Source organism: Bacillus sp. RE35 (assembly GCF_052146655.1).
In the GTDB taxonomy this organism is placed as follows: domain Bacteria; phylum Bacillota; class Bacilli; order Bacillales; family Bacillaceae_G; genus Bacillus_A; species Bacillus_A cereus.
In genome coordinates this window covers 2,000,619-2,022,293 of record NZ_CP197377.1, presented here as the reverse complement: position 1 = coordinate 2,022,293, position 21,675 = coordinate 2,000,619, and the positions used below count along the sequence as shown (strand labels likewise).

Below are 21,675 nucleotides of genomic sequence, written 5' to 3'. Positions count from 1 at the left end.
CTTTCATCACGCAAAAAAAGTGCAGAATTCTTTCTAACACAAGATTTCTGCACTTTTTTATTATACTTATTTATTCTTCCTTATTTCTCTACATAAACCGACTTAACAATCGTACGATTATATGATTTTCCTTCTTTATTCATCCCTTTTATATCCATCGTAACGTTATATACTCCCGGTTGTTTTATATCTTTCAAAGCACCTGTAAATGTATTCGTATTAACATTTTGTAATTCATTAAATTCAGAGACTAACTTACCTTCTTTATTAACGACTCTTACTGTTATGGAAAGATCCCCTTTCATTTCAGGTGCTACAGGTGATTTTTTCAGTTTATACTCAGGTTTATTTACTTTAACTTTTGTAGGCATTTGAAGAACAAATGGCGCGCCACCATTGTAATCGCTTACAACTAAATATGCATCTTTCGACTGCTTCGCCATCATTTTGATTTTCCATTCGCCTACTTCCAATTTATCAAACTTAAATGTTCTAATTGTCGCCCCATTAAAGAAAGATTCGCCTTCACTAGTAGTTATAGCGCTATCTTTATTTGCATAGGTTTTTCCTTTTGGAGATACCATTTGTACTTCAACATCAGAAGAAGCAGTTAGTACAGAAACTATTCCTTCAGCCTTTTTATCAACAGAAATACTTTGCTCTATCCACTGATTTTGTGGTAATTCGCCTCCTAAAATATTTTGATTTGAAGTTGTATTTAATTGTTCTAGATTTTCATTTGAACTAGTGCTGGATGCTACTAAAGCTGGTAATCCCACATTTGTCGTACGTAAATATGGTTCAATTCGTGCAAAAACAGCTGATCCTTTTCTTATATTGTCATGATCAAATCTGGAATCTGTAAATAAATGTGTACCGTACGATAGCTTGGCACTCCATTCATTTACTAGTCCATCATTTGAACCGTACGATGATAAATATAACCCACCCATAGATAATGCAGAAAATGTTGGCCCCCAGCTAGTTCCAGTAGCCGTATAGTAACGGTTTAATTTAGCTGCTGGGTTGTTATCTATTATTGAACGAAACTTTGCCATTTCACCTATTTGTAACGAGTACGTACCATCATCTTTTTGACCTAATATAGAAGCAAGCCACCCTGCCCACCAACTATATGACAAATCTGCTAAATTTGAGCCGTGATGCGGTGTAGCAAGTGTAATAACATTTCCAACAAATCGATTCGCACCATATTCAACTAATGCGGCTTGTGTATCAATACCACCTTTACTATGCGCTACAATATTAACTTTTTTACCGAAATGATTATATATTTCTTCCAGTTTTTGTGCTAACAATTTTCCGTTATCCCACTGACTAGCCGAACCTTTCCCCGCAGCATCATACAATTGTATAAACACTGTTTGATAGCCTGCTTTTAAAGCATAATCATACATATCATTTATATCATGATATACTGTCTTTCCATACCAACTATCAGCATTACCATTTCTTCCTTGTACAAAGAGAATTGGCGGTTTATTCTCATCATAATTAGCAGGTTTTTGGCCTAAAAACCATTCTCCAGGTGTGAATACTTCTGTATCAGGAAACCCCTTTCCAAGCTCTTTTACAACTTCTGCCTGTACATTTGTGCTAATCGTTGGAGCCATGATAAAAAATACAATTAGTAAGGCCACACATCTTCTCATCAGTCGCATATTACTCCCCCTATTTTTTTGAAAGAAGGTGTTCTTTATAATATTTTATATTTTCCCTTCCTTAATAATAGCTAATCTTTTATTTTAAAAAGATGTTAGCCCTATTTTTAGAAGGTTACTAGTTGTATACCCTCTTTCTTAACTCTCGTTATTCTCTTTGTTTCTACCTCTTCCTTTTGATAGAATACGACAAAAAAGTTTCTCAATAATTGTTTACTTAGCTACATCCAGATATTTTTTAAATCAATATTGTTTATATAAAGCATACAAATCTTGAAAAAATTTTAGTAAAAAAACATTTTATTACTAGTTAGTTATTTAAAAATATAATAAAGATCTGTACTTTCTTTTCATTAAATACAAACTAATTTTAAAGGAGCTTATATTATAAGACTTTCCTACGATTAAAAATTAAACTGAAATTTCAGAAAAAACAATCGCATTTCCAGAAACATATATTATGATAATTTCCGCGCACTTGAATTAACTTTTTAGAAGTACTAACCTATCGGTGAGCAGAAGAAAATTCTGTAAAAAGAAAGGAGAATACTTTATGATGACCAATTTACAAAAGGAGTTTTTTAAACGCTTAAAAATTCCTGCAAAAGAAATAACATTTGATGATTTAGATGAAATTCTCTTAAAAATGGGAATGATTCTCCCCTATGAAAATCTTGATATTATGGCTGGTACTATTAAAAATATCTCAAAAGATAACTTAATAGAAAAGTTACTTATTCAAAAACGAGGTGGACTTTGTTATGAATTAAACTCCTTATTGTATTATTTTTTAATTGATTGTGGGTTTCAAGTATACAAAGTAGCCGGTACTGTTTATGATCTGTACGATAATAAATGGAAACCCGATGATGGTCATGTCATTATCATATTAAGTCATGAGGATAAAGATTATGTTGTGGATGCAGGTTTTGCATCTCATCTCCCTTTACATCCAGTCCCTTTTAACGGAGAAGTCATCTCCTCTCAAACAGGAGAATATCGAATTCGTAAGCGAAATACTCGAAAAGGTACGCATATTTTAGAAATGAGAAAAGGAGCTAACGGGGAATCTACAAGTTTCTTACAATCTGAACCTTCAAACGAATGGAAAATAGGCTATGCTTTCACTGTAGATCCAATAGATGAGAAAAAAGTGAATAACATTCAAAAAGTGATTGTAGAGCATAAAGAATCTCCTTTTAATAAAGGGGCTATCACTTGTAAATTAACTACTTATGGTCACATATCATTAACAAATAAAAATTATACAGAAACCTTTAAAGGCACTAAAAATAAACGACCAATAGAATCTAAAGATTATGCTCGCATTCTTCGTGAATCTTTTGGAATAACGCAAGAGAAATATGTAGGAAAAACACTAGAAAGAGGTTAGTTGACTACAAGTACTTCATAATAAAGCAGATTCTATATTTAGAATCTGCTTTATTTTATACTTTGTTATAAATTAATTTAATTTTGTTGTTACCCTTTAATTTTCAATTATATATTCATCATCATATTTATCATATTGTAGCCCTTCCCCTATCTTTGACTCCGTAACTTGATCTCTTAAAAACGGTGCAGCTTCCATTTTGCTAGTTGCAATTTCAATTCCATATTTTTTCGTTAAATGAGCTAACTCTATTAAAAACCACTCTCTTCGCAATGTAACTGGAATATCCAATGTTTTTCTTTTCATATATAATAGCACCTCTTTTATTTTCATAACTTAAAAACATCACTGGATGCACTTATTAAAACTACCTTTCACCGCTAACATCCAATGAAACATTATAGTATATGCATGTCCATTTCAAACGTGCTATCACAAATATGATATTTAAGTTTACATAATTATATTATGTAATAGTAGAAAAGGAAGGCATGTCCCTTCCCCTTCTACTATAGAGATTTAAATTAAGAACATCTTGGTACACCTAAAGCTAAAAATAAACCTGCTACTCCCGCAGTAATCGGTACTTTTAACGTAATAACATCGTCTACCTTCGTTACTAAAAAGTAAGCATTACCTTCTTGTAATATACAAGTTACCAACAATTGAAATTCCATTCAAATCTCCTCCTTTCAATCGATATACTATAATTTATGAAATCTCTTTCAAAACGTAATAGGAAATATATCTATTTTTCCTTATATACAAAATAAATGTTTATAAGTCTAGTAAAAATATTAATTTTTTAAATTTATATAAAACGTGTAATATTCAATAAGTTCCTATATAATCAATAAGAAAAATCTTACAAATGGAGGTATGAAAATGGTGATTTTGAGTAATATTGGTGCAGCTCTATTTTTTATTGCTTTTATTCTTTTAATCTTATGTATTATTTCATTCTTTAAGAAAAATGGAAAAGCAAAACAATATGGACGTCCTACCGTTATTTTTTTTATGATTTCTATTATATTAATAACGGCCGGTACAACAAAATCGGAACACCCCGTCGTCGAGTTTTTTTCTACTTTAAGTTTCATTCTATTTATATTCTTCCTTGTTCTAGCAATCTTATCTGTTATTAAGAAAACAGGTGTAGCGAAAAAACAATTTATTATTACAGCCGTATTATTTGTCATTTTTGTTGCGCTATCAGGTATTTCAGATCCTTCTTCTGAAAAAACGACAGCAACTAGTACAAAAGTTGCTTCTAACAATGAGGAACAGAAAGATAGCGAAAAGAAAAAAGATCTAGAAAAAAAAGAGGCGGACGAAAAAACTCAAAAGCAAGAAGATGAGAAGCGTCTAGCCGAAGAACAAGCTCGTAAGCAAGAGGATGAAAAACGCCAGGCTGATGAACAAGCTCGTAAACAACAAGAGGAACAAAAACGTCAGGCTGGTGAACAAGCTCGTAAACAACAAGAAGAGCAAAAACGTCAGGCTGGTGAACAAGCTCGTAAACAACAAGAAGAGCAAAAACGTCAGGCTGATGAACAAGCTCGTAAACAACAAGAAGAGCAAAAACGTCAGGCTGATGAACAAGCTCGTAAACAACAAGAAGAGCAAAAAGCACAGCAAGCTCAAACACAACCCGCTTCAGGAAATACTAGTAGTGCATATTACAAAAATTGTGCCGCAGTTAGAGCTGCCGGGAAAGCTCCTCTATATAAAGGACAACCAGGTTATGACTCACATCTTGATCGTGATGGCGATGGAGTTGCATGTGAAAAATAGTAATAAAAAAGAAGCTTCTTTTTTATTACCGTAAAATATTACTACTTATTACTTTCCCCCTTATTTTAATAACATTCTTCTTATTATTCTCAAAAACGACACAGAATAAGTGATTTCAATCACTACATAGATTTTAATTTATCGCTATTCTTAATTCAGATATTACATTTAAACTTTATGGAGGCATTCATATGGAACATACATTTACTGAAACTTCTATTGTCGGTGAGATTGTTACACAATTTCCGAAAGCTAGTAATCTTTTTAAATCATATAGAATAGACTTTTGTTGTGGTGGTAATAAACCACTTATTGATGCAATTCATGAAAGAAATTTATCAGCAACAGAAGTACTTACAGAATTAAATACACTTTATAATAATACGAAACGATTAAATGAATCTGAAATTGATTGGAAAAATGCTTCTTATCGTGAATTGATTGATTATGTTATAAATAAGCATCATCGCTATTTAAATGAAGAATTACCACAGTTAAGTCCGTATGTGACGAAAGTATTACGCGTCCACGGAGCAAGTCAGCCTCACTTAGCTCAAATTCATAAGCTATTTCACGAATTAAAGATGGAATTAGAACAGCATTTAATTAAAGAAGAAACAGAAGATTTCCCATTAATTTTAGAATTTGAACAAAATCCAATTGACGAAAACTATGTGAAATTACGTAAAGTAGTAGATGAGTTGGAAAATGAACATAACCACGCAGGCAACATTATTAAAGAACTTCGTAAAGTTACAAATGACTTTACTCCTCCAGAAGGAGCTTGCGGTACTTATCGACTTGTTTACCAACGTCTTGAAGCGCTAGAGTCTGATTTATTTGAGCACATTCATTTAGAAAATAATATTTTATTTCCACGTGCCATTACGAGAGCATAAATAAAGAGCAGGACATGAGTATACATACTTATGTCCTGCTCTTTCATTTGGTAAAGACTATACACATCCCTCTCGAATAAATCCGAATTTTAACAATTTGTGAATCATTATAAAAATGTGATAAACATCACATCTCTTCCTTTTTTGATTTTCTATAATAAAAACATAATCCTTTGTTCAACATTTCACAGAAAAAGGGGAAACGAAAATGAAAAAACGTTTAGTTATGATCGGAAATGGTATGGCTGGCATACGCTGTATGGAAGAAATATTAAAACATGATAGTGATTCATATGAGATTACTATTTTTGGAGATGAACCTCATCCAAACTACAACCGTATTATGCTCTCTCATGTTTTACAAGGCAAAACAAATATGCAAGATATCATTATGAATGAATACAGTTGGTATGAAGAAAACGAAATAACTTTGTATACAAATGAAAAAGTTCAAAGTATTAACCGAGAAGAAAAAATTATTATTACAGAAAAGAATCGTACTCTTACATATGACAAACTCATTATCGCAACAGGTTCTAGTGCTTTTATTTTGCCTGTAGAAGGTTCCACTCTCCCTGGTGTAACAGGATTTCGAACAATTGAAGATACACAATTTATGATTGATACCGCTAATGAAAAGAAAAAGGCTGTTGTCATTGGTGGTGGGTTACTTGGTTTAGAAGCCGCAAGAGGTCTTATTGACTTAGGGATGGACGTACATGTTGTTCATTTAATGCCAAACTTAATGGAGCAACAACTAGATACGAAAGCAGCTTCTCTATTACGCGAAGATTTAGAAGCGCAAGGCATGAAATTTCTAATGGAAAAGAAAACTGTAAAAATTCTTGGTACAGACCATGTTGAGGGCATTCAATTTGAAGATGGTGAAGTTGTAGATTGTGATTTAATCGTAATGGCTGTCGGAATACGCCCAAATACGCAAATAGCAAAAGATGCTGGTTTAATTGTAAATCGCGGTATTGTAGTCAATGACTATATGCTAACAAATGATGAGTCCATTTATGCAGTTGGAGAATGTGCAGAGCATGACGGTATCGCATATGGACTTGTTGCTCCTCTTTATGAACAAGGTGCGATACTAGCAAAACATATAACAAATTTACAAACTGATGGATATTCGGGCAGTATCGTCGGTACGCAATTAAAAGTTGCAGGTTGTGATTTATTCTCTGCTGGTCAAATTTATGAAGATGATCAAACGAAAGCAATATCAATCTTTGATGAATGTAAACGTTCCTATAAAAAAGTATTAATTCGTGATAATAAAGTCGTCGGTATCGTTTTATATGGTGACACAGCTGACGGTACACGTCTCTTTAGCATGTTAAAGAAGGAAGAAGATATACAAGAATATACACCAGCTTCCCTTCTTCACAAAGCTGGTGAAGAAAGTGAATTTGACGTTGCTACAATGAGTGCGGATGACACGATTTGTGGATGTAATGGTGTTACGAAAGGTTCAATCGTTCACGCCATTTTAGAACAAGAGTTAACGACTTTTGAAGAAGTTAAAGGCTGTACGAAAGCCGCAGGTTCTTGTGGTAAATGTCGTCCACTTGTGGAACAAGTTTTATCTCATACACTTGGAGATGCTTTTGATGCCTCAGCGCAATCTGCCGGTATGTGTGGATGTACACCTTTATCCCGTGATGAAGTCGTAGCAGCCATTCACGAAAAAGCCTTAAAATCTCCAAAAGAAGTACGAAATGTTCTTGGTTTTGCACATGAAGACGGCTGTTCGAAATGCCGCCCTGCTTTAAACTACTATTTACGTATGGCGATTCCAGAAGAATATGAAGATGATAAATCGTCCCGTTTCGTTAATGAAAGAATGAATGGTAACATCCAGCACGATGGTACATTCTCTGTTATTCCACGTATGTACGGAGGCGTTACAACAGCTGATGATTTAATGAAAATTGCTGAAGTTGCGAAGAAGTATGATGTTCCACTTGTGAAAATTACAGGTGCAAGCCGAATTGGCTTATACGGTGTCAAGAAACAAGATTTACCTAACGTATGGGCTGACTTACATATGACTTCTGGATATGCGTATTCAAAGTCTCTTCGTAATGTAAAATCATGTGTTGGCTCTCGTTTTTGCCGTTTCGGTACGAAAGATTCATTAGGACTTGGTATGCTCCTTGAACAATCATTAGAAATGGTAGATACACCTCATAAAATGAAAATGGGTGTAACCGGTTGTCCGCGTAACTGTGCGGAAGTACTGACGAAAGATTTTGGCGTTGTTTGTGTCGAAAATGGATATCAACTTTATATTGGCGGAAATGGTGGTACAGAAGTACGTGAAGCTGATTTTGTAATGATTGTCCCTACTGAAGATGATGTCCTTCGCATCGCTGCAGCTTACATGCAATATTATCGTGAAACTGGTATTTACGGAGAGCGTACCGCCTACTGGACAGAACGTTTAGGCTTCGATCATATAAAAGAAATACTACAAGATGCAAGTATGGTTACTACGTTAAATGAACGTTTCCAAACAGCTCGTAGAACATATACGGAAGCATGGGGACAAGCACTAGAAACGAAATCATTAAAAGCGATGTATGAAGTAGAAACTGTGAAATAAGGAGCTGTGATCTAAATGATACAAACGAAAGAAAAAATAAAAGTTATGCGTGCGGAAGATCTTGCTATTCAAATCGGTAAAGAAGTGCAAATGAAAGGTATGTCTATCGCTCTATTCCGCCTTTCAAATGGCGATATTCGAGCTGTAGAAAATCGTTGTCCTCATAAAAACGGACCGTTAGCAGAAGGGCTTGTGTCTGGAGAATTCGTCTTTTGTCCACTGCATGATTGGAAGATTTCATTACTAACAGGTGAAGTTCAAAAACCTGATGACGGTTGTATTCAAACGTACGATGTAGAAATTATTAATGGTGATATTTATATAAATATGTAATTTACAAAAGGAAGCCTCCCCCTGGCTTCCTTTTAAATAAAACTAGATGAGGTGCAATTATATGAACGGATATGTATATTTAGTTGGTGCAGGACCTGGTGATGAAGGGCTTATTACAAAGAAAGCGATAGAGTGTTTAAAACGTGCAGATATTGTTTTATATGACCGTTTACTAAACCCTTTCTTCCTTAGCTATACAAAACAAACATGTGAACTTATGTATTGCGGAAAAATGCCAAAGAATCATATTATACGACAAGAAATGATTAACGCCCACCTTCTTCAATTTGCAAAAGAAGGAAAAATTGTTGTCCGATTAAAAGGCGGAGATCCATCTATTTTTGGTCGTGTTGGTGAAGAAGCAGAAACTTTAGCAGCAGCAAATATTCCATATGAAATTGTACCAGGCATTACATCTAGCATCGCCGCTAGTAGCTATGCAGGTATCCCCCTTACCCACCGTAACTACAGTAATAGCGTTACTTTACTAACCGGACATGCAAAAGGTCCTTTAACCGATCATGGAAAATATAATTCATCTCACAATAGCGATACGATTGCCTACTACATGGGTATAAAAAACTTACCTACAATTTGCGAAAACTTACGACAAGCAGGAAAGAAAGAAGATACGCCAGTAGCAGTCATTGAATGGGGTACAACTGGTAAACAGCGCGTTGTCACAGGGACACTGTCTACCATTGTTTCTATTGTTAAAAACGAAAATATTTCTAATCCTTCTATGACAATTGTTGGTGATGTTGTTTCCTTACGTAATCAAATCGCTTGGAAAGAACGTAAACCATTACATGGTAAAAAAGTTTTATTTACATCCTCAACAAATAAAACAAGTGTAATGAAGCAAAGGTTACAAGAAGCTGGTGCAGAAATATATCAAATTCCAACTTTCAAAAAGGAAGAATATACAGTAACCTCTGAACAAATCAATAAGATTTTTAACGTTGATCGTCTTGTATTTTGTTCCGCTGACAGTGTAGACATCTTAATGCAATCATGCAGTAAATATCATAAAGATATTCGTTCCTTACAGGCAGAACTTCAGTATATGAACCTTTCTATTCAAGAAAAGCTCATGCAATATGGATTGTTCAGTAAACCTGCGCAATTTTCTTCGAATTCAACGATTTATTTAGGACGAAACATTAACCGAATTGCTGTTATTCAAGAAAAAATTGGTGCTGGTTCCTATATGATGACTCATGAGTACACAATTGATCATCGCTTCGATGAAATTCATTCACGTATTCTTTCTGAATTCTCATGGGATAGCATTGTATTTGAAGGTCGTGCTTCTATTGATACGTTTCTAGCAGAAATAAAACGCCTTGGCTTTATCAATATTCTTACTCTCCCATTCTCGTATACCGACGTTCCAACTTTACACTATGCAAATAAAGTTGGGTTTCATAACGTAGATCATCAATTACAAGAAACTCTTATGAAGAAAGACATGGTGAGACAATGAAAGGAATTGTATATGTTGGACATGGGAGCCGGCTACAAGAAGGTAATGAACAATTCATTCAATTTATTCAATCTGTTATGAAAGAACGAAACGAAAGAATTCAAAAATTAGCTTTTCTAGAACTAACGACACCTACTATTTCGGATGCAGTTACAGAAACGATAATAGAGGGCGCAACTGAAATAATGATTGTACCTGTTTTATTATTTGCAGCAGCTCACTATAAACGTGATATTCCTTTGGAGATAGCGAAAATGAAAAATCAATATCCACATATCTCATTTTCAGTTGTACAACCTTTTAGTACGCATCCGCATATGGTTGAACTTGTAGTGAAAAGAATACGTGAAACTATGCCAATGCAAGGTAGTAGTGTTTTACTCGTAGGGAGAGGTAGTAGTGATTTCCAGCCGATACATGAGTTACAACAAATCGGAGCAGCTGTCGAACAAAAACTCAGTCTACCAGTATCATGCTCCTTTTTAACGAAAGGAACGCCCTCTTTTACTGCTGAGCTAAAGACTATAACATCAACTGCATCCCATGTATATGTCATGCCCTACCTTCTCTTTACCGGATTATTGCTTCAAAAAATTAAGTTGTATACAAAAAAATACGATCACGTGACGACTTGTAATTGCCTACAGTTTGATACATATATGAAATTAACATTGTTAGAACGAATGGAGGAATACATATATGTATAACATGTACCCTCTTATGTTTAATCTGCAAAATAAAGTGGTCGTTATCATTGGTGGAGGTAAAATTGCATATCGAAAAGCGTCTGGATTAAAAGATACAGGCGCTTTCGTCACCGTTATTAGCCCCGAGATTTGCGAGGAAATGAAAGAACTTCCTTATATTACTTGGAAGCAAAAAACTTTTAGTAATGATGATATTAAAGATGCTCATCTAATTTATGCAGCTACAAATCAACATGCTGTAAATATGATGGTCAAACAGGCCGCTCATGATTTCCAGTGGGTTAACGTTGTAAGTGATGGTACAGCATCATCGTTTCACACACCTGGTGTCATTCGAAATGATGAATATGTTGTCACTATTTCGACTTCAGGTAAGGACCCATCGTTTACGAAGCGTATGAAACAGGAATTAACTTCTGTCCTTCCTAAACTTATAAAAAGACTTTCTCGTACTCATAAAATGTAATCTATCACTTAGCTAAAATAGGAATTAACTGTGAACAAACGTTTTTTAGAGGCGTTTGTTCTTTTTGCTTTAGTTTCGTTTTTTAGGATCAGACAAACAATTGGACAAGAATCTGTGAAGAAAAATAACGGCAACAATTACGGACAAAAAAGCAGTTGCTTGAGAGCAACTGCTTCAATACAGGTTTTATATTGGATATTCATTCAACCAAATTAGCGCTTGTTCATAATCATCAAAAAATCTCACAGGTTCTTTCGTATTAGATTGTTGTAAATAATCCATTATCTCCCCCTCTTCAAGGAGAAATGCAATTGCCTTACTGTTATTCAAAATGATTTCATTGAAGAACTTCTCTTTCCATACTTTTTGAACAGAAAAATGATTTGGCGTGTATCCTTTTCTATCCACCAACAATTTGTATTTCCGCCCTTCAGAAATGAATTGCTGACAAACCCGCTCAAAACCATTAAACCATTCATACACATCATCTGTTTTTATATTGCCAACTAGATGGGTAACAATTATATCTCCTGAAACTGTTGTGCTGATATTCTGTTTACTCAACTTGGAATCCCCCTTAGTTACAATTTTGCGGAAAAACCGCATAAAATCAATAAAGAAAATTTTCTTACTTGACACTCCACCCCACCGCTATCAAACTAAGCTCATGTAACGTCAATTATAAGCGAAATTGTGTCTTTTTTCGCAAGTCTATATGTAGATGCTTTAAAGATTTTCATACGAAATCACCCGCAACGAGTTTCCTTTTTTTGAATTAAGCTACTTGATTATCAGACATGGTACAATTGTAAACGATACCCAATATATCATAGACTGTTTTCTTCTCATATCTATGGGATTTCCGCCATCATTTACCGCCTCAAATCTATTCGTTTTAACACGTATATTCAAAACAAAATATATGACAAATAAATAACGACAGTTACTGTAATAATGCTGAAAAGTGTTGAAAATAAAACGATTTGTGCATGTAATTCAGGCTCTATTTGATATTCCATAGCAATGGTTGATGTATTCCTTGAAGTAGGAAAAGAACTTGCAATAAATAATGATTGTGCAACAATACCATCGATGTTTAGTATGTATATTACGGCAAGTGCTAATAATGGTCCCATCAGTAACCTTCCAATTAAAGCCCATGTTATGACTCGATGGAAAAAATTAAGTTTAATGTTAGATAATTGTGCCCCTAGCAATATGAGTGCTATTGCAACAAAACCATTCGCAAGCTGATTAAGAGGTAGCAAGATAGAATTAGGTATTTGAATTTTAAAAGATTGAAAGAGAACCCCTAATACGAGCGCATGAAATACAGGCAGTCTTAGAAATGATTGAATAATACCTCCGATTGTTTTTGTTGCTGATAGTAAGTTATATATCCCATATGAATAAGTTAAAAGATTCTGGAAAATAACAATAAAAATTTGAATGGAAACCCCCACTGGATTGTGACTGAAAATCAATTGACTTACTGGTAACCCATAATTACCGGAATTCATTAACGAAATGCTATTTTTTAGAGCTGCACTTTCTCCTTTTTCTAACTTTAATATTTTTGAAATGAAATGACTTACTATGATCAGACTCAGACTATAAAGCATTAAATAGTATATTATCTGGAGCAAAAAACCTGTTTCTATACGAATATCATATATATTCACAAATACAGCCGCTGGCATTAAGCAATAAGTAATAAGTGTAGATAGCTGCTTTAAGTTAAATTGGAACTTTCTTTGTAAGATTGCACCAATTAGCATCAATATTAATATCGGTAATATTACGTCTAATATAATAAATACAAACATTTAAAACCTCATTCTAAATATATTTTAGTTGGATTAAACGCTTTACTAAATGTGGACACATTTCATTCATCGGAAAACACCCTTAGTTCTCAATAATCAGAAAACTGAAATCGATAATATGAAAATACTCATCAAAAATTCTTATTTCATTTCCCTCCCCTCTCTTTTCTTTAACATATCAAATATAACTCATAAAGAAAATTATGGATTATTTATACAAATTCATAATTTTATCTTATCGAACTAAACTGTATTCTTTAGTGTAGTACTTTTTTCACAATATCCGTTAGCCTTACCAAAAATTTGGCCCTAAAAAAATCTGATACTGCAGTTACTATGCGAAGAATACTTACATCAATCCCATACTTGTCGCTTAAACCACCTAACACACCTGATGCTTGTTTATCTTGAGTGGACTTATATTTTTTTCATCTAAACATCCCGATTCAATTAAATATTTGCATTCTAAAAATAAGTTCGATCTTTAGAATAGATTTAAGATTTCCTTCACTAATCTACCCTTTAATTGAATAACTTTTGACTTCTATATTTTAAAATAAAATTCCATAAGCCTTCTGTTCTTCATTTTAAAAACACATTCTTATAGAAAACAAGCGTTTATTGAGATATCAATAAAAACATGTTGAAGCCTATTACTAAAAGAACCATCCCAATATACTTTGGGATGGTTCTTTTTCCTTATTAATGATTCTTTAACATCACTAACAATTTCTCTTGGCTATACATCCATACTGTAATGATTAAACAAGCAAGTGCGACTTCTGATAGCGCCATAAATCCAATTGCATAATGACCTGTTAATTGGAATAGTAATGTTAAAATTAGCGGTGGGAAGAATCCTCCTAGTCCACCTAAAGCTGATACGAGACCATTTACAATACCAGCTTGTTCTGAGAAATACATTGGAACGAGTTTGAAGATTGTACCATTACCAATCCCTGCACAAAATGCTACTAGTAAGCAACCAAATGTATACACGTTCATACTTGGCATAAACGATAAAATAATACCTGAAAGTGTTAAACCGATAAATACGAAGATTAATATTTTAAATGGATTAAACTTATCACCGAGCCAACCACCAATCGGGCGCATAATTGTTGCGAGTACGATGAATCCGGCTGTCCGCATACCTGCATCTACTTTCTCTAATCCGAAGTGAGATACTAGAAAGTTTGGTAAGTATACTGTAAATGCGACAAATGATCCGAATGTTAAAAAGTAAAAGATACATAAAAACCAAAGTTTCTCATTTTTATATACACCTTTTATTTGTTCCATTAGTGGTGTATTCACTTTTTTCTCTTTACGATCACCTAATAAAAAGTTCATAAGTGCAAACGCTGCAAGTAAAACTAAATAACATTGTACTGTCGTTCTCCAGCCAACTGAAGTTGCAATGACAGGTGCTAAAAACGAAGTAATTGCTGTTCCGGCGTTACCGACACCGTAAATACCATTTACAAAACCGTGACTCTCTTTCGGAAAGTATTTTGGTAAAGAAGTTACTCCTACAGAGAATACAGCACCACCGATTCCTACAAATAATCCACCAATAATTAAATCCATCATAGAATTGGCAACACTAATATAAAAAACAGGAAATAATAATAGAATAAAACTAATAAAGAATAATTTTCTTGCTCCGAAACGATTCGTCCAATAACCAATTGGAATACGAAGAATAGAGCCTAAAATAACAGGTACTGCTGTGACCATAGAAATTTGTCCCGCAGTTAATGGAATATCCGCTTTAATATAAGGCATTAATGATGATAAAATGACCCATACCATAAAACCGATAATTAGATTAGAAGTTTGTAAACTTAATTGAAAATTAGGACTTTTCATCCTGTTCCCTCCTATGTATGCATAGTTAAATTCATTCTCTCCAGCCCAATCACGTCCTAACATCATTAGGCTGAAAAGAATCAACCACCACTTACTGGCGGAATCATTGCTACGACATCACCAATTTGGATGATGTCATCCTCATTTGCGTATTCTTCATTTATCGCGACCATAATCTCGTTTGAAATTGCTATGTTGTATTTCTTAGTGAGGACTTCCTTTAATTCCGCAACCGTAATATTTTCATAGTCTATATGCAAAGCCGGCTTACTTGCTCCTTCTTGCAAATGTGCAAATAATAGTACTTCAATCATATTCTCATCTCCTTTCCAGGCTGGCCATTACCATATGCTGTTTTCTCTAACTGACCACCAATCCATGATTCACCATCTTCCCAAAACTCTTTTTCCAAATAGGAACAATTTGTTTTATACGCTCCATAATATATTCGTTCGCCTCATATGCAGCTTTCCGATGTGGTGTAGACACAGCGACAACGACAGCAAGATCAGAAATTTGTAATGTACCAATGCGATGTGTAATAGCGACATATGTCCCCGGCCACTTCTCTCCTACTTCAATGCTAATTCTCTCAAGCTGTTTCTCCGCCATTGTCTTATAAGCTACATACTCTAAACAAAGTGTACGTCGACCTTTCGTAAATTCTCTAACAGTACCAATAAAAGTAGTAACCGCACCACACTCACGACGAATTACTTTGTTTGTAACTTCTTCAATTGAAATAGGTGTATCAATTACTTCATAATACGTATGTGTCATTTTGCACCTCTTATCTTTATATAAGTTAGCAATCCCTTTTTCTATTACTTGTATGATCGAAGCGGCTCTTCCCACGGCCACTCACTTCCGTTGTTTGATTCTAATAACAGTACCGAAACAGTAATTCCAGCTTTAAATCCTCTCGTTCCCCCTGGCAAAACGATAAATGCATTCGCTTCTGCAAGTGAAGAAATTGCGCTAGATTTATCTAAACCAACTGGTGTAACTTGTAATTGCCCATCTACAATTTCCACTCTCCCTCTTACAAAACGAGTAAATGGGTTTGCTTTCGGAAAGTCTTTTTGTAAAATTGCCTCTGCACGATATATGTGCGAATCTTCCCTATGCAAGTATTTTCCAATCACTGGTCTAACATATAATTCACAACCGACATAACAAGCAGAAGGATTACCAGATAGACCAAATAGTAATTTTCCTTCTACCTCAGCTACAGTTGTCACACTTCCTGGTCGCATCGCTATTTTGTCAAAAAGTACATTAGCTCGTAATCTCTCATAGATGGCAGGTAAATAGTCATAGTCTCCTACTGAAACACCACCAGTTGTAATTAATATATCAACTTCTTTTATCGCCTTTTTTACAGTGTTATAACACGTCTCAAAATCGTCAGCGAATTGCCCATAATACTGTACAATCCCCCCTGCTCGTTCAATTTGAGCAGCTATCATATAGGAGTTACTATTTCGAATCTTCCCTGGCTTTAATTTTTCATGTACTTCAAGCAGTTCGCTACCCGTCGTTACAATTCCAATCACTGGTTGTTTTATAACATATACCGTACTATAACCAAACGTAGCAAGAAGCGCTGCAACTCCCGGGTTAATAACAGTCCCTTCTTTCACAAGGATAGTATTTTGTTTTACATCTTCACCTTTAAAAGAAATGTTATCACCGGCTGCGAAACAGCGTTTTAATGTCATATAAGTCTTTTCGTTTTTTTCAAATCCTTCCGTTAGTTCTAACATAACAACCGCATTACACCCTCTCGGAATTGCGGCTCCTGTCATAATACGGACAGCTTGAAATGCTTTCACTTCTTCTGTAAAAACAACCCCTGCTCCAATTTCACCAATTACTTCAAACTGAATAGGGTTACTACTACTTGCTTCTTTCGTATCTTCTGCTCGAATCGCAAACCCGTCGTACGGAGAGCGATCAAAATGCGGGACATCATGATCTGCAATAACATCTTCTCCAAGCGTTCTTCCGTAACTTTCTATAAGAGAAACCTCTTCTGTTTCACCTTGATGAGCATATTTCATTACTCGTGCAACTGCTTCTGCCACTGGAATCGGTATACGTTTTGCTAACATTCTTTTTCACCTCGTTTTAATAAGGGGGGAAACTCTCTCTGTTCATCCTATATATTTTGCGTACAATCGTTTTGCTATTTTCACATCATTTGTCCCATGAATAAATGCCCTACCGTCTGTAAATAAAACGAAACGATATTCATCAATTAGAAATGATAGTAAGTACGGCGTTTTTTGGACATGTACAATTTTTTGTAATCTTTTTTGGATTTCGTTTAAATTTAGAACTCTCTTTATTCCTGAACGGATTTGAACTGTATTCCGTCCGCATAGCACCTCCGTTTTCACCTGTGATTCAAATGTTAAACTTGGGTACGTACGTGTATTTCCGCAAGATGGACATGTACTTTTTTTCTGTTTATTTACTTTTAATGAGAGAAATTGATTGTTCCAAATATCAAATGATAACATTGTTCCTCGTAGCGTCTCGAAATCATCCACCAATATTTTCATTGCTTCTGTCACTTGGTGAGCAACAACCATCTGTACAGCTGGCTGAATAATTCCCGCTGTATCACATGTTGCACCGCCCATCGGATGATCCATTAAGCAGCGAAAACATGGTGTTTTTCCTGGAAGACTTGTATACGTTACACCGTAACTTCCAACGCATCCACCGTATATCCAAGGTATATTTTCTTTTTGTGAAATATCATTTATAAGTAGGCGCGTATCGAAGTTGTCAGTGGCATCTATAATGAGATCCACTTCTTTTGTTAACTCTTCTATTTCTTGCATTGTGACATCCATTACAACTGGTACAATTTCCACTTCAGAATTAATCTTTCTTACATGTTCTGCCGCTGCAATTGCTTTTGGTTTGCATTGTTTTGCATCTTCTTCTGTATATAACTGTTGCCGTTGTAAATTACTCCATTCGACATAGTCACGATCGGCAATTGTCAATTTCCCAATTCCCATCCTAGCGAGTGCTTCTGCATTCGCAGCCCCTAGTGCACCCGCACCGATTAGGAGCACATGCTTTTCTCTTATTTTTCTTTGTCCCATTTCACCAATTCCAGAAAACAACACTTGTCTTGAATAACGCTCTTGCATAAGAAATCCTCCTTTCACTATCCACCAATGTAAGACATTTCAACTTTTGGACGTTTACTTGCACTCTCAACCGTTCTTTCATCTGAATATCGATCTGTTCTATATCGCCATGTATGTTGTAAAATTTTTAATAGTGAGGCATCAGAAATATTTTCTCGAAGAAGCGTTCGCAAATCCGTTCCTTTTTCTCCAAATAGGCACGTAAAAAACTTACCATCTGCCGAAATACGTGCTCTCGTACAAGAAGAACAAAATGACTCAGAAACAGAAGTAATAAATCCCACTTCTGCATTACTCCCTACATATCGATACAATTTCGCAACCTCTCCAAAGTAACGAGGCTGAGCGGGCTCAATTGGATATACACGATTAATTTTCTCTATTAATTGTTCCTTCGTAATAACTTGTTCAAAGTTCCAGCCGTTTGTACTGCCCACATCCATAAACTCTATAAAACGGAGCTGAATTTCTTGTTCTTTAAAATAACGAGCCATATGAAGAATTTGACTATCATTCATTCCTTTTTTTACGACCATATTTACCTTTACTTCTAACCCTACCTTCTTTGCTTCTTCAATTCCTTTTAATACAGGTTTTGTACTTACATTTCGTCCATTAATTTTTTTGAAGACATAATCCTCTATCGCATCTAAACTAATATTTACACGCTTTAATCCCACTTCTTTTAACGCCTTTGCTTGTTTTGCTAAATGAATACCGTTTGTTGTGAGTCCAATATCTTGTAAGCCCTCTAGATTTGCAAGTCTTGCAATTAACGTCGGTAAGTGTTTACGCAATAAAGGTTCACCGCCAGTAAGCCTAATTTTATTTACTCCCATACTTATAAATAATCTCGCTAATCTTTCTATTTCATCGAACGTTAATAAAAGCTCTTCCTGTAAAAAAGCATAATCAGGTCCGAACACTTCAGCAGGCATACAGTATGTACACCTAAAATTACAACGATCAATAACTGAAATACGTAAATCTTGAAGTGGCCGCTTTAAAGAATCTTTCATGTTCTCGTGCATCTCTATCCCTTCTTTTCTGCTACAATCCTTAGTAAGCTTTCATTTTTTTATTTGCCTTCATTATAAAAAAGAAGCTACATATTCAATGTGACTTTTCTCACATTACTTTCCCCATTCAAAAATTTTTCACAAATCCGTTCGAATTTTGTTCACATCTTTAATCTCATCTACTTTGTCTATTGAATTTTTCAAACTAAAAACTGAAAATCTCTTCCCCCTTACGGTCATTGAAATTTCAATTTATTTTTAAAATAGCTCTTGCATTTTCATCATATTTACACTCAAAATAGGAAATGTATTGCTTATAAGAAGAAAGGTGATCACTGTGGCAAACAGTATGACATTATCTCAAGATTTAAAAGAATTACTTGCATCTGTTGAATATAAAATGCAAATTAAAAAAGGTAGTTTTATTTTTCAGGAAGGTATGGAGGCAACCGAACTCTATATCATCCACTCAGGAAAAGTACAAATTAGTAAACTTAGTGCTGACGGACAAGAACTAACACTTCGAATTTGTTCGGCATACGACATTATTGGAGAATTAACATTGTTCACGGATAATGCGAAGTATTTATTAAATTCAAAATGCCTTGAAGATGTTGAAGTAGGCGTTATAAAGCGTGAAGCGTTAGAAAAAGAATTACTCCAAAAACCAGCTCTTGTATTTGAATTTATGAAATGGATTAGTGAACATTTAAGAAGAATGCAAACGAAGTTCCGAGATTTAGTATTACATGGCAAAAAAGGTGCCCTATACTCTACTCTCATACGAATGACAAATAGTTATGGTGTTTTAAAGGAAAATGGTATTCTCATCGATTTACCATTAACGAATCAAGAACTTGCTAATTTCTGTGCAACTTCACGTGAAAGTGTAAATCGAATGTTAAATGAATTAAAAAAGCAAGGTACAATTTCTATTCATAAAGGAAAGATTACAATACACGATTTACAATTTTTAAAATGTGAAATTGCTTGTGAAGATTGTTCTGCTTCTGTTTGTAGTATTGATTAGCGTCTTATTTAGATGCTAATCTTTTTTCAATTTAAGCCATTTATTAACGGTTATTCCCTCTGTAAACAAAAACGAGGCCTTCCATATTAGACCTCGTTTCGTTTTAACCATTAGCTCCTATCCGTTTACAGCAGTATTATTTTTTCAATTCATTAGGAATACGTCTTCTGTAAATTACATAACTACGGCTTACATATTTAATTGGGGCACTAAATACATGTACTAGTCTTGTAAATGGCCATACTGCGAATAAACCCATCCCTGCAAGAATATGAATTTTAAACCATACTGGTACTTCCATCATATATTCAACTTTCGGTTGGAAAATAAAGAGGCTTCGGAACCAAGGGCCAATTGTTGTACGATAATCAAATCCTTTTGAATCGATATTTAAAAATGTTGAAGAAAGTCCTGCTAGCATTACGATAAGTAATAAAATAAGCGCAATATAATCTCCCTTTGTACTCGTTGCAATGATACGTTTTACAGTTACGCGGCGGTACGTTAATATAATTAAACCGATGATAGAAGCAACACCTGCCGGAAGCCCAAAACTAATTGCTACTACATGATACATATGCTCAGAAATACCTATTGAACGGTATACAGCTTCTGGAATTAAAATCCCCATAACATGACCGCCAATTACGAACATAATCCCAAAGTGGAATAATAGACTTCCGATTCGGAGCATTTTCTTTTCTAATAGTTCACTAGATTTTGATGTCCATCCAAATTGATCATAGTTGTATCTAAAAATATGTCCACCGATAAAGATTGCAAAAATGATATAGGGAAACAATACCCATAGAAATTGATCCATCATTTTAACAACTCTCCTTTCTAATTTGTCTGTACACCCCATGTATCGATAGCGAGTAGAACAGCCGCAAGAATTGGTTCATACATACTACCTGCTTCTTTTAACTGAACGTGTAATGCTTGTATGTTCTCCTTGTATTTACTCATAATTGGTTCACTGTCTTGCTCATTTGCATTTGCAAAAAACTCAAGCAATAGCGGTAAATAATCAGGTAATTCTTTATCTGTTACTTCAAAACCTGATTTTTTATAATGCTGTTTTAACTCCAGTAATTCAATACCTCTTTCTCTTTGTTCACCAGTGTTCATATAAGTAAGATACATATTTGTTTTCTTACCAAAATCGAATGTATATACGTAACTATCAATCAATTGATCATTCGTTTTATTTAGCGCTTGTTTTATAAATGTTGCAAGTGAAGCTTTAACATCGTCCTGTTCAATCGCTTCAATCTCTTCTAGTAATTCAGTTAAAGCTTCCCTCCACCCTAGTTCAGGATAGGAGAGAAGGAATGAAGAACAAGAAAAAGCAGTTTGTAAACTTTGTTTCATATTTTTCTGC

General features: G+C 34.6%; 22 protein-coding genes and 1 pseudogene. 9 read left to right on the top strand and 14 right to left on the bottom strand.

Annotated elements, in window-relative coordinates:
* Window positions 1–80: 80 nt before the first annotated feature.
* Window positions 81–1,682 (bottom strand): esterase/lipase family protein, encoded by a 1,602-nt coding sequence (locus ACTL4X_RS10565; protein ID WP_086693239.1) that lies wholly within the window; start codon window positions 1,680–1,682, stop codon window positions 81–83.
* Window positions 1,683–2,235: 553 nt separating this feature from the next.
* On the opposite strand from ACTL4X_RS10565, the gene ACTL4X_RS10560 reads away from it, so the two are divergent.
* Window positions 2,236–3,075 carry an arylamine N-acetyltransferase family protein gene (locus ACTL4X_RS10560; protein WP_000988903.1) on the top strand — a complete coding sequence of 280 codons (840 nt, stop codon included), beginning with the start codon at window positions 2,236–2,238 and terminating at the stop codon, window positions 3,073–3,075.
* A 96-nt stretch (window positions 3,076–3,171) separates the two neighbouring features.
* Here the strand turns inward: ACTL4X_RS10560 and ACTL4X_RS10555 are convergent, their stop codons facing one another.
* Both ACTL4X_RS10555 and exsG read right to left on the bottom strand, forming a co-directional pair.
* The gene (locus ACTL4X_RS10555; RefSeq protein ID WP_000824208.1) at window positions 3,172–3,381 is read right to left on the bottom strand and encodes a hypothetical protein; all 210 of its coding nucleotides are present in this window, start codon (window positions 3,379–3,381) and stop codon (window positions 3,172–3,174) included.
* A 218-nt stretch (window positions 3,382–3,599) separates the two neighbouring features.
* Window positions 3,600–3,752 (bottom strand): exosporium protein ExsG, encoded by a 153-nt coding sequence (gene exsG, locus ACTL4X_RS10550; RefSeq protein ID WP_000395679.1) that lies wholly within the window; start codon window positions 3,750–3,752, stop codon window positions 3,600–3,602.
* 208 nt (window positions 3,753–3,960) lie between these two features.
* On the opposite strand from exsG, the gene ACTL4X_RS10545 reads away from it, so the two are divergent.
* The 7 genes from ACTL4X_RS10545 (at window position 3,961) to ACTL4X_RS10515 (ending at window position 11,374) form a co-directional block, all read left to right on the top strand.
* Window positions 3,961–4,869, top strand: a complete 909-nt coding sequence (locus ACTL4X_RS10545; RefSeq protein WP_086407920.1) for an excalibur calcium-binding domain-containing protein — start codon at window positions 3,961–3,963, stop codon at window positions 4,867–4,869.
* A 191-nt stretch (window positions 4,870–5,060) separates the two neighbouring features.
* Window positions 5,061–5,768, top strand: coding sequence for an iron-sulfur cluster repair di-iron protein (gene ric / locus ACTL4X_RS10540; protein ID WP_000401374.1), 708 nt, complete (start codon window positions 5,061–5,063; stop codon window positions 5,766–5,768).
* Between the two features lie 208 nt (window positions 5,769–5,976).
* Window positions 5,977–8,382 (top strand): NADPH-nitrite reductase large subunit, encoded by a 2,406-nt coding sequence (gene nirB, locus ACTL4X_RS10535; RefSeq protein ID WP_000746939.1) that lies wholly within the window; start codon window positions 5,977–5,979, stop codon window positions 8,380–8,382.
* 15 nt (window positions 8,383–8,397) lie between these two features.
* Window positions 8,398–8,715, top strand: a complete 318-nt coding sequence (gene nirD / locus ACTL4X_RS10530; RefSeq protein ID WP_000616678.1) for a nitrite reductase small subunit NirD — start codon at window positions 8,398–8,400, stop codon at window positions 8,713–8,715.
* Between the two features lie 61 nt (window positions 8,716–8,776).
* Window positions 8,777–10,201, top strand: coding sequence for a uroporphyrin-III C-methyltransferase (locus tag ACTL4X_RS10525; RefSeq protein ID WP_001014942.1), 1,425 nt, complete (start codon window positions 8,777–8,779; stop codon window positions 10,199–10,201).
* Window positions 10,198–10,908, top strand: a complete 711-nt coding sequence (locus ACTL4X_RS10520) for a sirohydrochlorin chelatase (protein WP_000676480.1) — start codon at window positions 10,198–10,200, stop codon at window positions 10,906–10,908. The genes ACTL4X_RS10525 and ACTL4X_RS10520 overlap by 4 nt, the downstream gene beginning before the upstream one ends.
* On the top strand, window positions 10,901–11,374 hold the full coding sequence (locus tag ACTL4X_RS10515; RefSeq protein WP_000282590.1) for a precorrin-2 dehydrogenase: 474 nt from the start codon (window positions 10,901–10,903) through the stop codon (window positions 11,372–11,374). The genes ACTL4X_RS10520 and ACTL4X_RS10515 overlap by 8 nt, the downstream gene beginning before the upstream one ends.
* A gap of 186 nt (window positions 11,375–11,560) precedes the next feature.
* On the opposite strand, the gene ACTL4X_RS10510 is transcribed toward ACTL4X_RS10515, so the two are convergent.
* The 9 genes and pseudogenes from ACTL4X_RS10510 to moaA form a co-directional block, all read right to left on the bottom strand.
* Window positions 11,561–11,980 (bottom strand): STAS/SEC14 domain-containing protein, encoded by a 420-nt coding sequence (locus tag ACTL4X_RS10510; protein WP_080490150.1) that lies wholly within the window; start codon window positions 11,978–11,980, stop codon window positions 11,561–11,563.
* Between the two features lie 302 nt (window positions 11,981–12,282).
* Window positions 12,283–13,200: an AEC family transporter gene (locus ACTL4X_RS10505; RefSeq protein WP_000497493.1), complete on the bottom strand. Its 918-nt coding sequence runs from the start codon at window positions 13,198–13,200 to the stop codon at window positions 12,283–12,285.
* Between the two features lie 257 nt (window positions 13,201–13,457).
* Window positions 13,458–13,589: a hypothetical protein gene (locus ACTL4X_RS10500; RefSeq protein WP_071740442.1), complete on the bottom strand. Its 132-nt coding sequence runs from the start codon at window positions 13,587–13,589 to the stop codon at window positions 13,458–13,460.
* 313 nt (window positions 13,590–13,902) lie between these two features.
* Window positions 13,903–15,072 carry a nitrate transporter NarK gene (narK, locus tag ACTL4X_RS10495; RefSeq protein ID WP_000841841.1) on the bottom strand — a complete coding sequence of 390 codons (1,170 nt, stop codon included), beginning with the start codon at window positions 15,070–15,072 and terminating at the stop codon, window positions 13,903–13,905.
* Window positions 15,073–15,152: 80 nt separating this feature from the next.
* Window positions 15,153–15,386, bottom strand: a complete 234-nt coding sequence (gene moaD / locus ACTL4X_RS10490) for a molybdopterin converting factor subunit 1 (RefSeq protein WP_000573692.1) — start codon at window positions 15,384–15,386, stop codon at window positions 15,153–15,155.
* Window positions 15,383–15,852: pseudogene (locus ACTL4X_RS10485) on the bottom strand (molybdenum cofactor biosynthesis protein MoaE). The gene moaD and the pseudogene ACTL4X_RS10485 overlap by 4 nt, the downstream one beginning before the upstream one ends.
* A gap of 44 nt (window positions 15,853–15,896) precedes the next feature.
* Window positions 15,897–17,186, bottom strand: a complete 1,290-nt coding sequence (locus ACTL4X_RS10480; RefSeq protein WP_000880212.1) for a molybdopterin molybdotransferase MoeA — start codon at window positions 17,184–17,186, stop codon at window positions 15,897–15,899.
* A gap of 42 nt (window positions 17,187–17,228) precedes the next feature.
* Window positions 17,229–18,242 (bottom strand): molybdopterin-synthase adenylyltransferase MoeB, encoded by a 1,014-nt coding sequence (locus tag ACTL4X_RS10475; RefSeq protein ID WP_001158125.1) that lies wholly within the window; start codon window positions 18,240–18,242, stop codon window positions 17,229–17,231.
* A 17-nt stretch (window positions 18,243–18,259) separates the two neighbouring features.
* On the bottom strand, window positions 18,260–19,273 hold the full coding sequence (gene moaA, locus ACTL4X_RS10470) for a GTP 3',8-cyclase MoaA (protein WP_000545031.1): 1,014 nt from the start codon (window positions 19,271–19,273) through the stop codon (window positions 18,260–18,262).
* A gap of 325 nt (window positions 19,274–19,598) precedes the next feature.
* Between moaA and ACTL4X_RS10465 the strand changes: the two genes are divergently transcribed.
* Window positions 19,599–20,291, top strand: a complete 693-nt coding sequence (locus ACTL4X_RS10465; RefSeq protein ID WP_000013859.1) for a Crp/Fnr family transcriptional regulator — start codon at window positions 19,599–19,601, stop codon at window positions 20,289–20,291.
* Between the two features lie 136 nt (window positions 20,292–20,427).
* On the opposite strand, the gene narI is transcribed toward ACTL4X_RS10465, so the two are convergent.
* Entirely contained in the window at window positions 20,428–21,117 is a 690-nt protein-coding gene (narI, locus tag ACTL4X_RS10460) for a respiratory nitrate reductase subunit gamma (RefSeq protein WP_000969213.1), read from the bottom strand.
* Window positions 21,118–21,134: 17 nt separating this feature from the next.
* Window positions 21,135–21,665, bottom strand: a complete 531-nt coding sequence (gene narJ / locus ACTL4X_RS10455; protein WP_000814216.1) for a nitrate reductase molybdenum cofactor assembly chaperone — start codon at window positions 21,663–21,665, stop codon at window positions 21,135–21,137.
* Window positions 21,666–21,675 lie beyond the last annotated feature (10 nt).

Coding starts and splice junctions, on each gene's coding strand:
- narI (WP_000969213.1), bottom strand. CDS start 21,117: ATGATGGATCAATTTCTATGGGTATTGTTTCCCTATATCATTTTTGCA.
- ACTL4X_RS10475 (WP_001158125.1), bottom strand. CDS start 18,242: ATGCAAGAGCGTTATTCAAGACAAGTGTTGTTTTCTGGAATTGGTGAA.
- nirB (WP_000746939.1), top strand. CDS start 5,977: ATGAAAAAACGTTTAGTTATGATCGGAAATGGTATGGCTGGCATACGC.
- exsG (WP_000395679.1), bottom strand. CDS start 3,752: ATGGAATTTCAATTGTTGGTAACTTGTATATTACAAGAAGGTAATGCT.
- narJ (WP_000814216.1), bottom strand. CDS start 21,665: ATGAAACAAAGTTTACAAACTGCTTTTTCTTGTTCTTCATTCCTTCTC.
- ACTL4X_RS10560 (WP_000988903.1), top strand. CDS start 2,236: ATGATGACCAATTTACAAAAGGAGTTTTTTAAACGCTTAAAAATTCCT.
- ACTL4X_RS10525 (WP_001014942.1), top strand. CDS start 8,777: ATGAACGGATATGTATATTTAGTTGGTGCAGGACCTGGTGATGAAGGG.
- ACTL4X_RS10520 (WP_000676480.1), top strand. CDS start 10,198: ATGAAAGGAATTGTATATGTTGGACATGGGAGCCGGCTACAAGAAGGT.
- ACTL4X_RS10565 (WP_086693239.1), bottom strand. CDS start 1,682: ATGCGACTGATGAGAAGATGTGTGGCCTTACTAATTGTATTTTTTATC.
- narK (WP_000841841.1), bottom strand. CDS start 15,072: ATGAAAAGTCCTAATTTTCAATTAAGTTTACAAACTTCTAATCTAATT.
- ACTL4X_RS10515 (WP_000282590.1), top strand. CDS start 10,901: ATGTATAACATGTACCCTCTTATGTTTAATCTGCAAAATAAAGTGGTC.
- nirD (WP_000616678.1), top strand. CDS start 8,398: ATGATACAAACGAAAGAAAAAATAAAAGTTATGCGTGCGGAAGATCTT.
- moaA (WP_000545031.1), bottom strand. CDS start 19,273: ATGCACGAGAACATGAAAGATTCTTTAAAGCGGCCACTTCAAGATTTA.
- moaD (WP_000573692.1), bottom strand. CDS start 15,386: ATGATTGAAGTACTATTATTTGCACATTTGCAAGAAGGAGCAAGTAAG.
- ACTL4X_RS10480 (WP_000880212.1), bottom strand. CDS start 17,186: ATGTTAGCAAAACGTATACCGATTCCAGTGGCAGAAGCAGTTGCACGA.
- ACTL4X_RS10510 (WP_080490150.1), bottom strand. CDS start 11,980: ATGCGGTTTTTCCGCAAAATTGTAACTAAGGGGGATTCCAAGTTGAGT.
- ACTL4X_RS10505 (WP_000497493.1), bottom strand. CDS start 13,200: ATGTTTGTATTTATTATATTAGACGTAATATTACCGATATTAATATTG.
- ACTL4X_RS10555 (WP_000824208.1), bottom strand. CDS start 3,381: ATGAAAAGAAAAACATTGGATATTCCAGTTACATTGCGAAGAGAGTGG.
- ACTL4X_RS10545 (WP_086407920.1), top strand. CDS start 3,961: ATGGTGATTTTGAGTAATATTGGTGCAGCTCTATTTTTTATTGCTTTT.
- ric (WP_000401374.1), top strand. CDS start 5,061: ATGGAACATACATTTACTGAAACTTCTATTGTCGGTGAGATTGTTACA.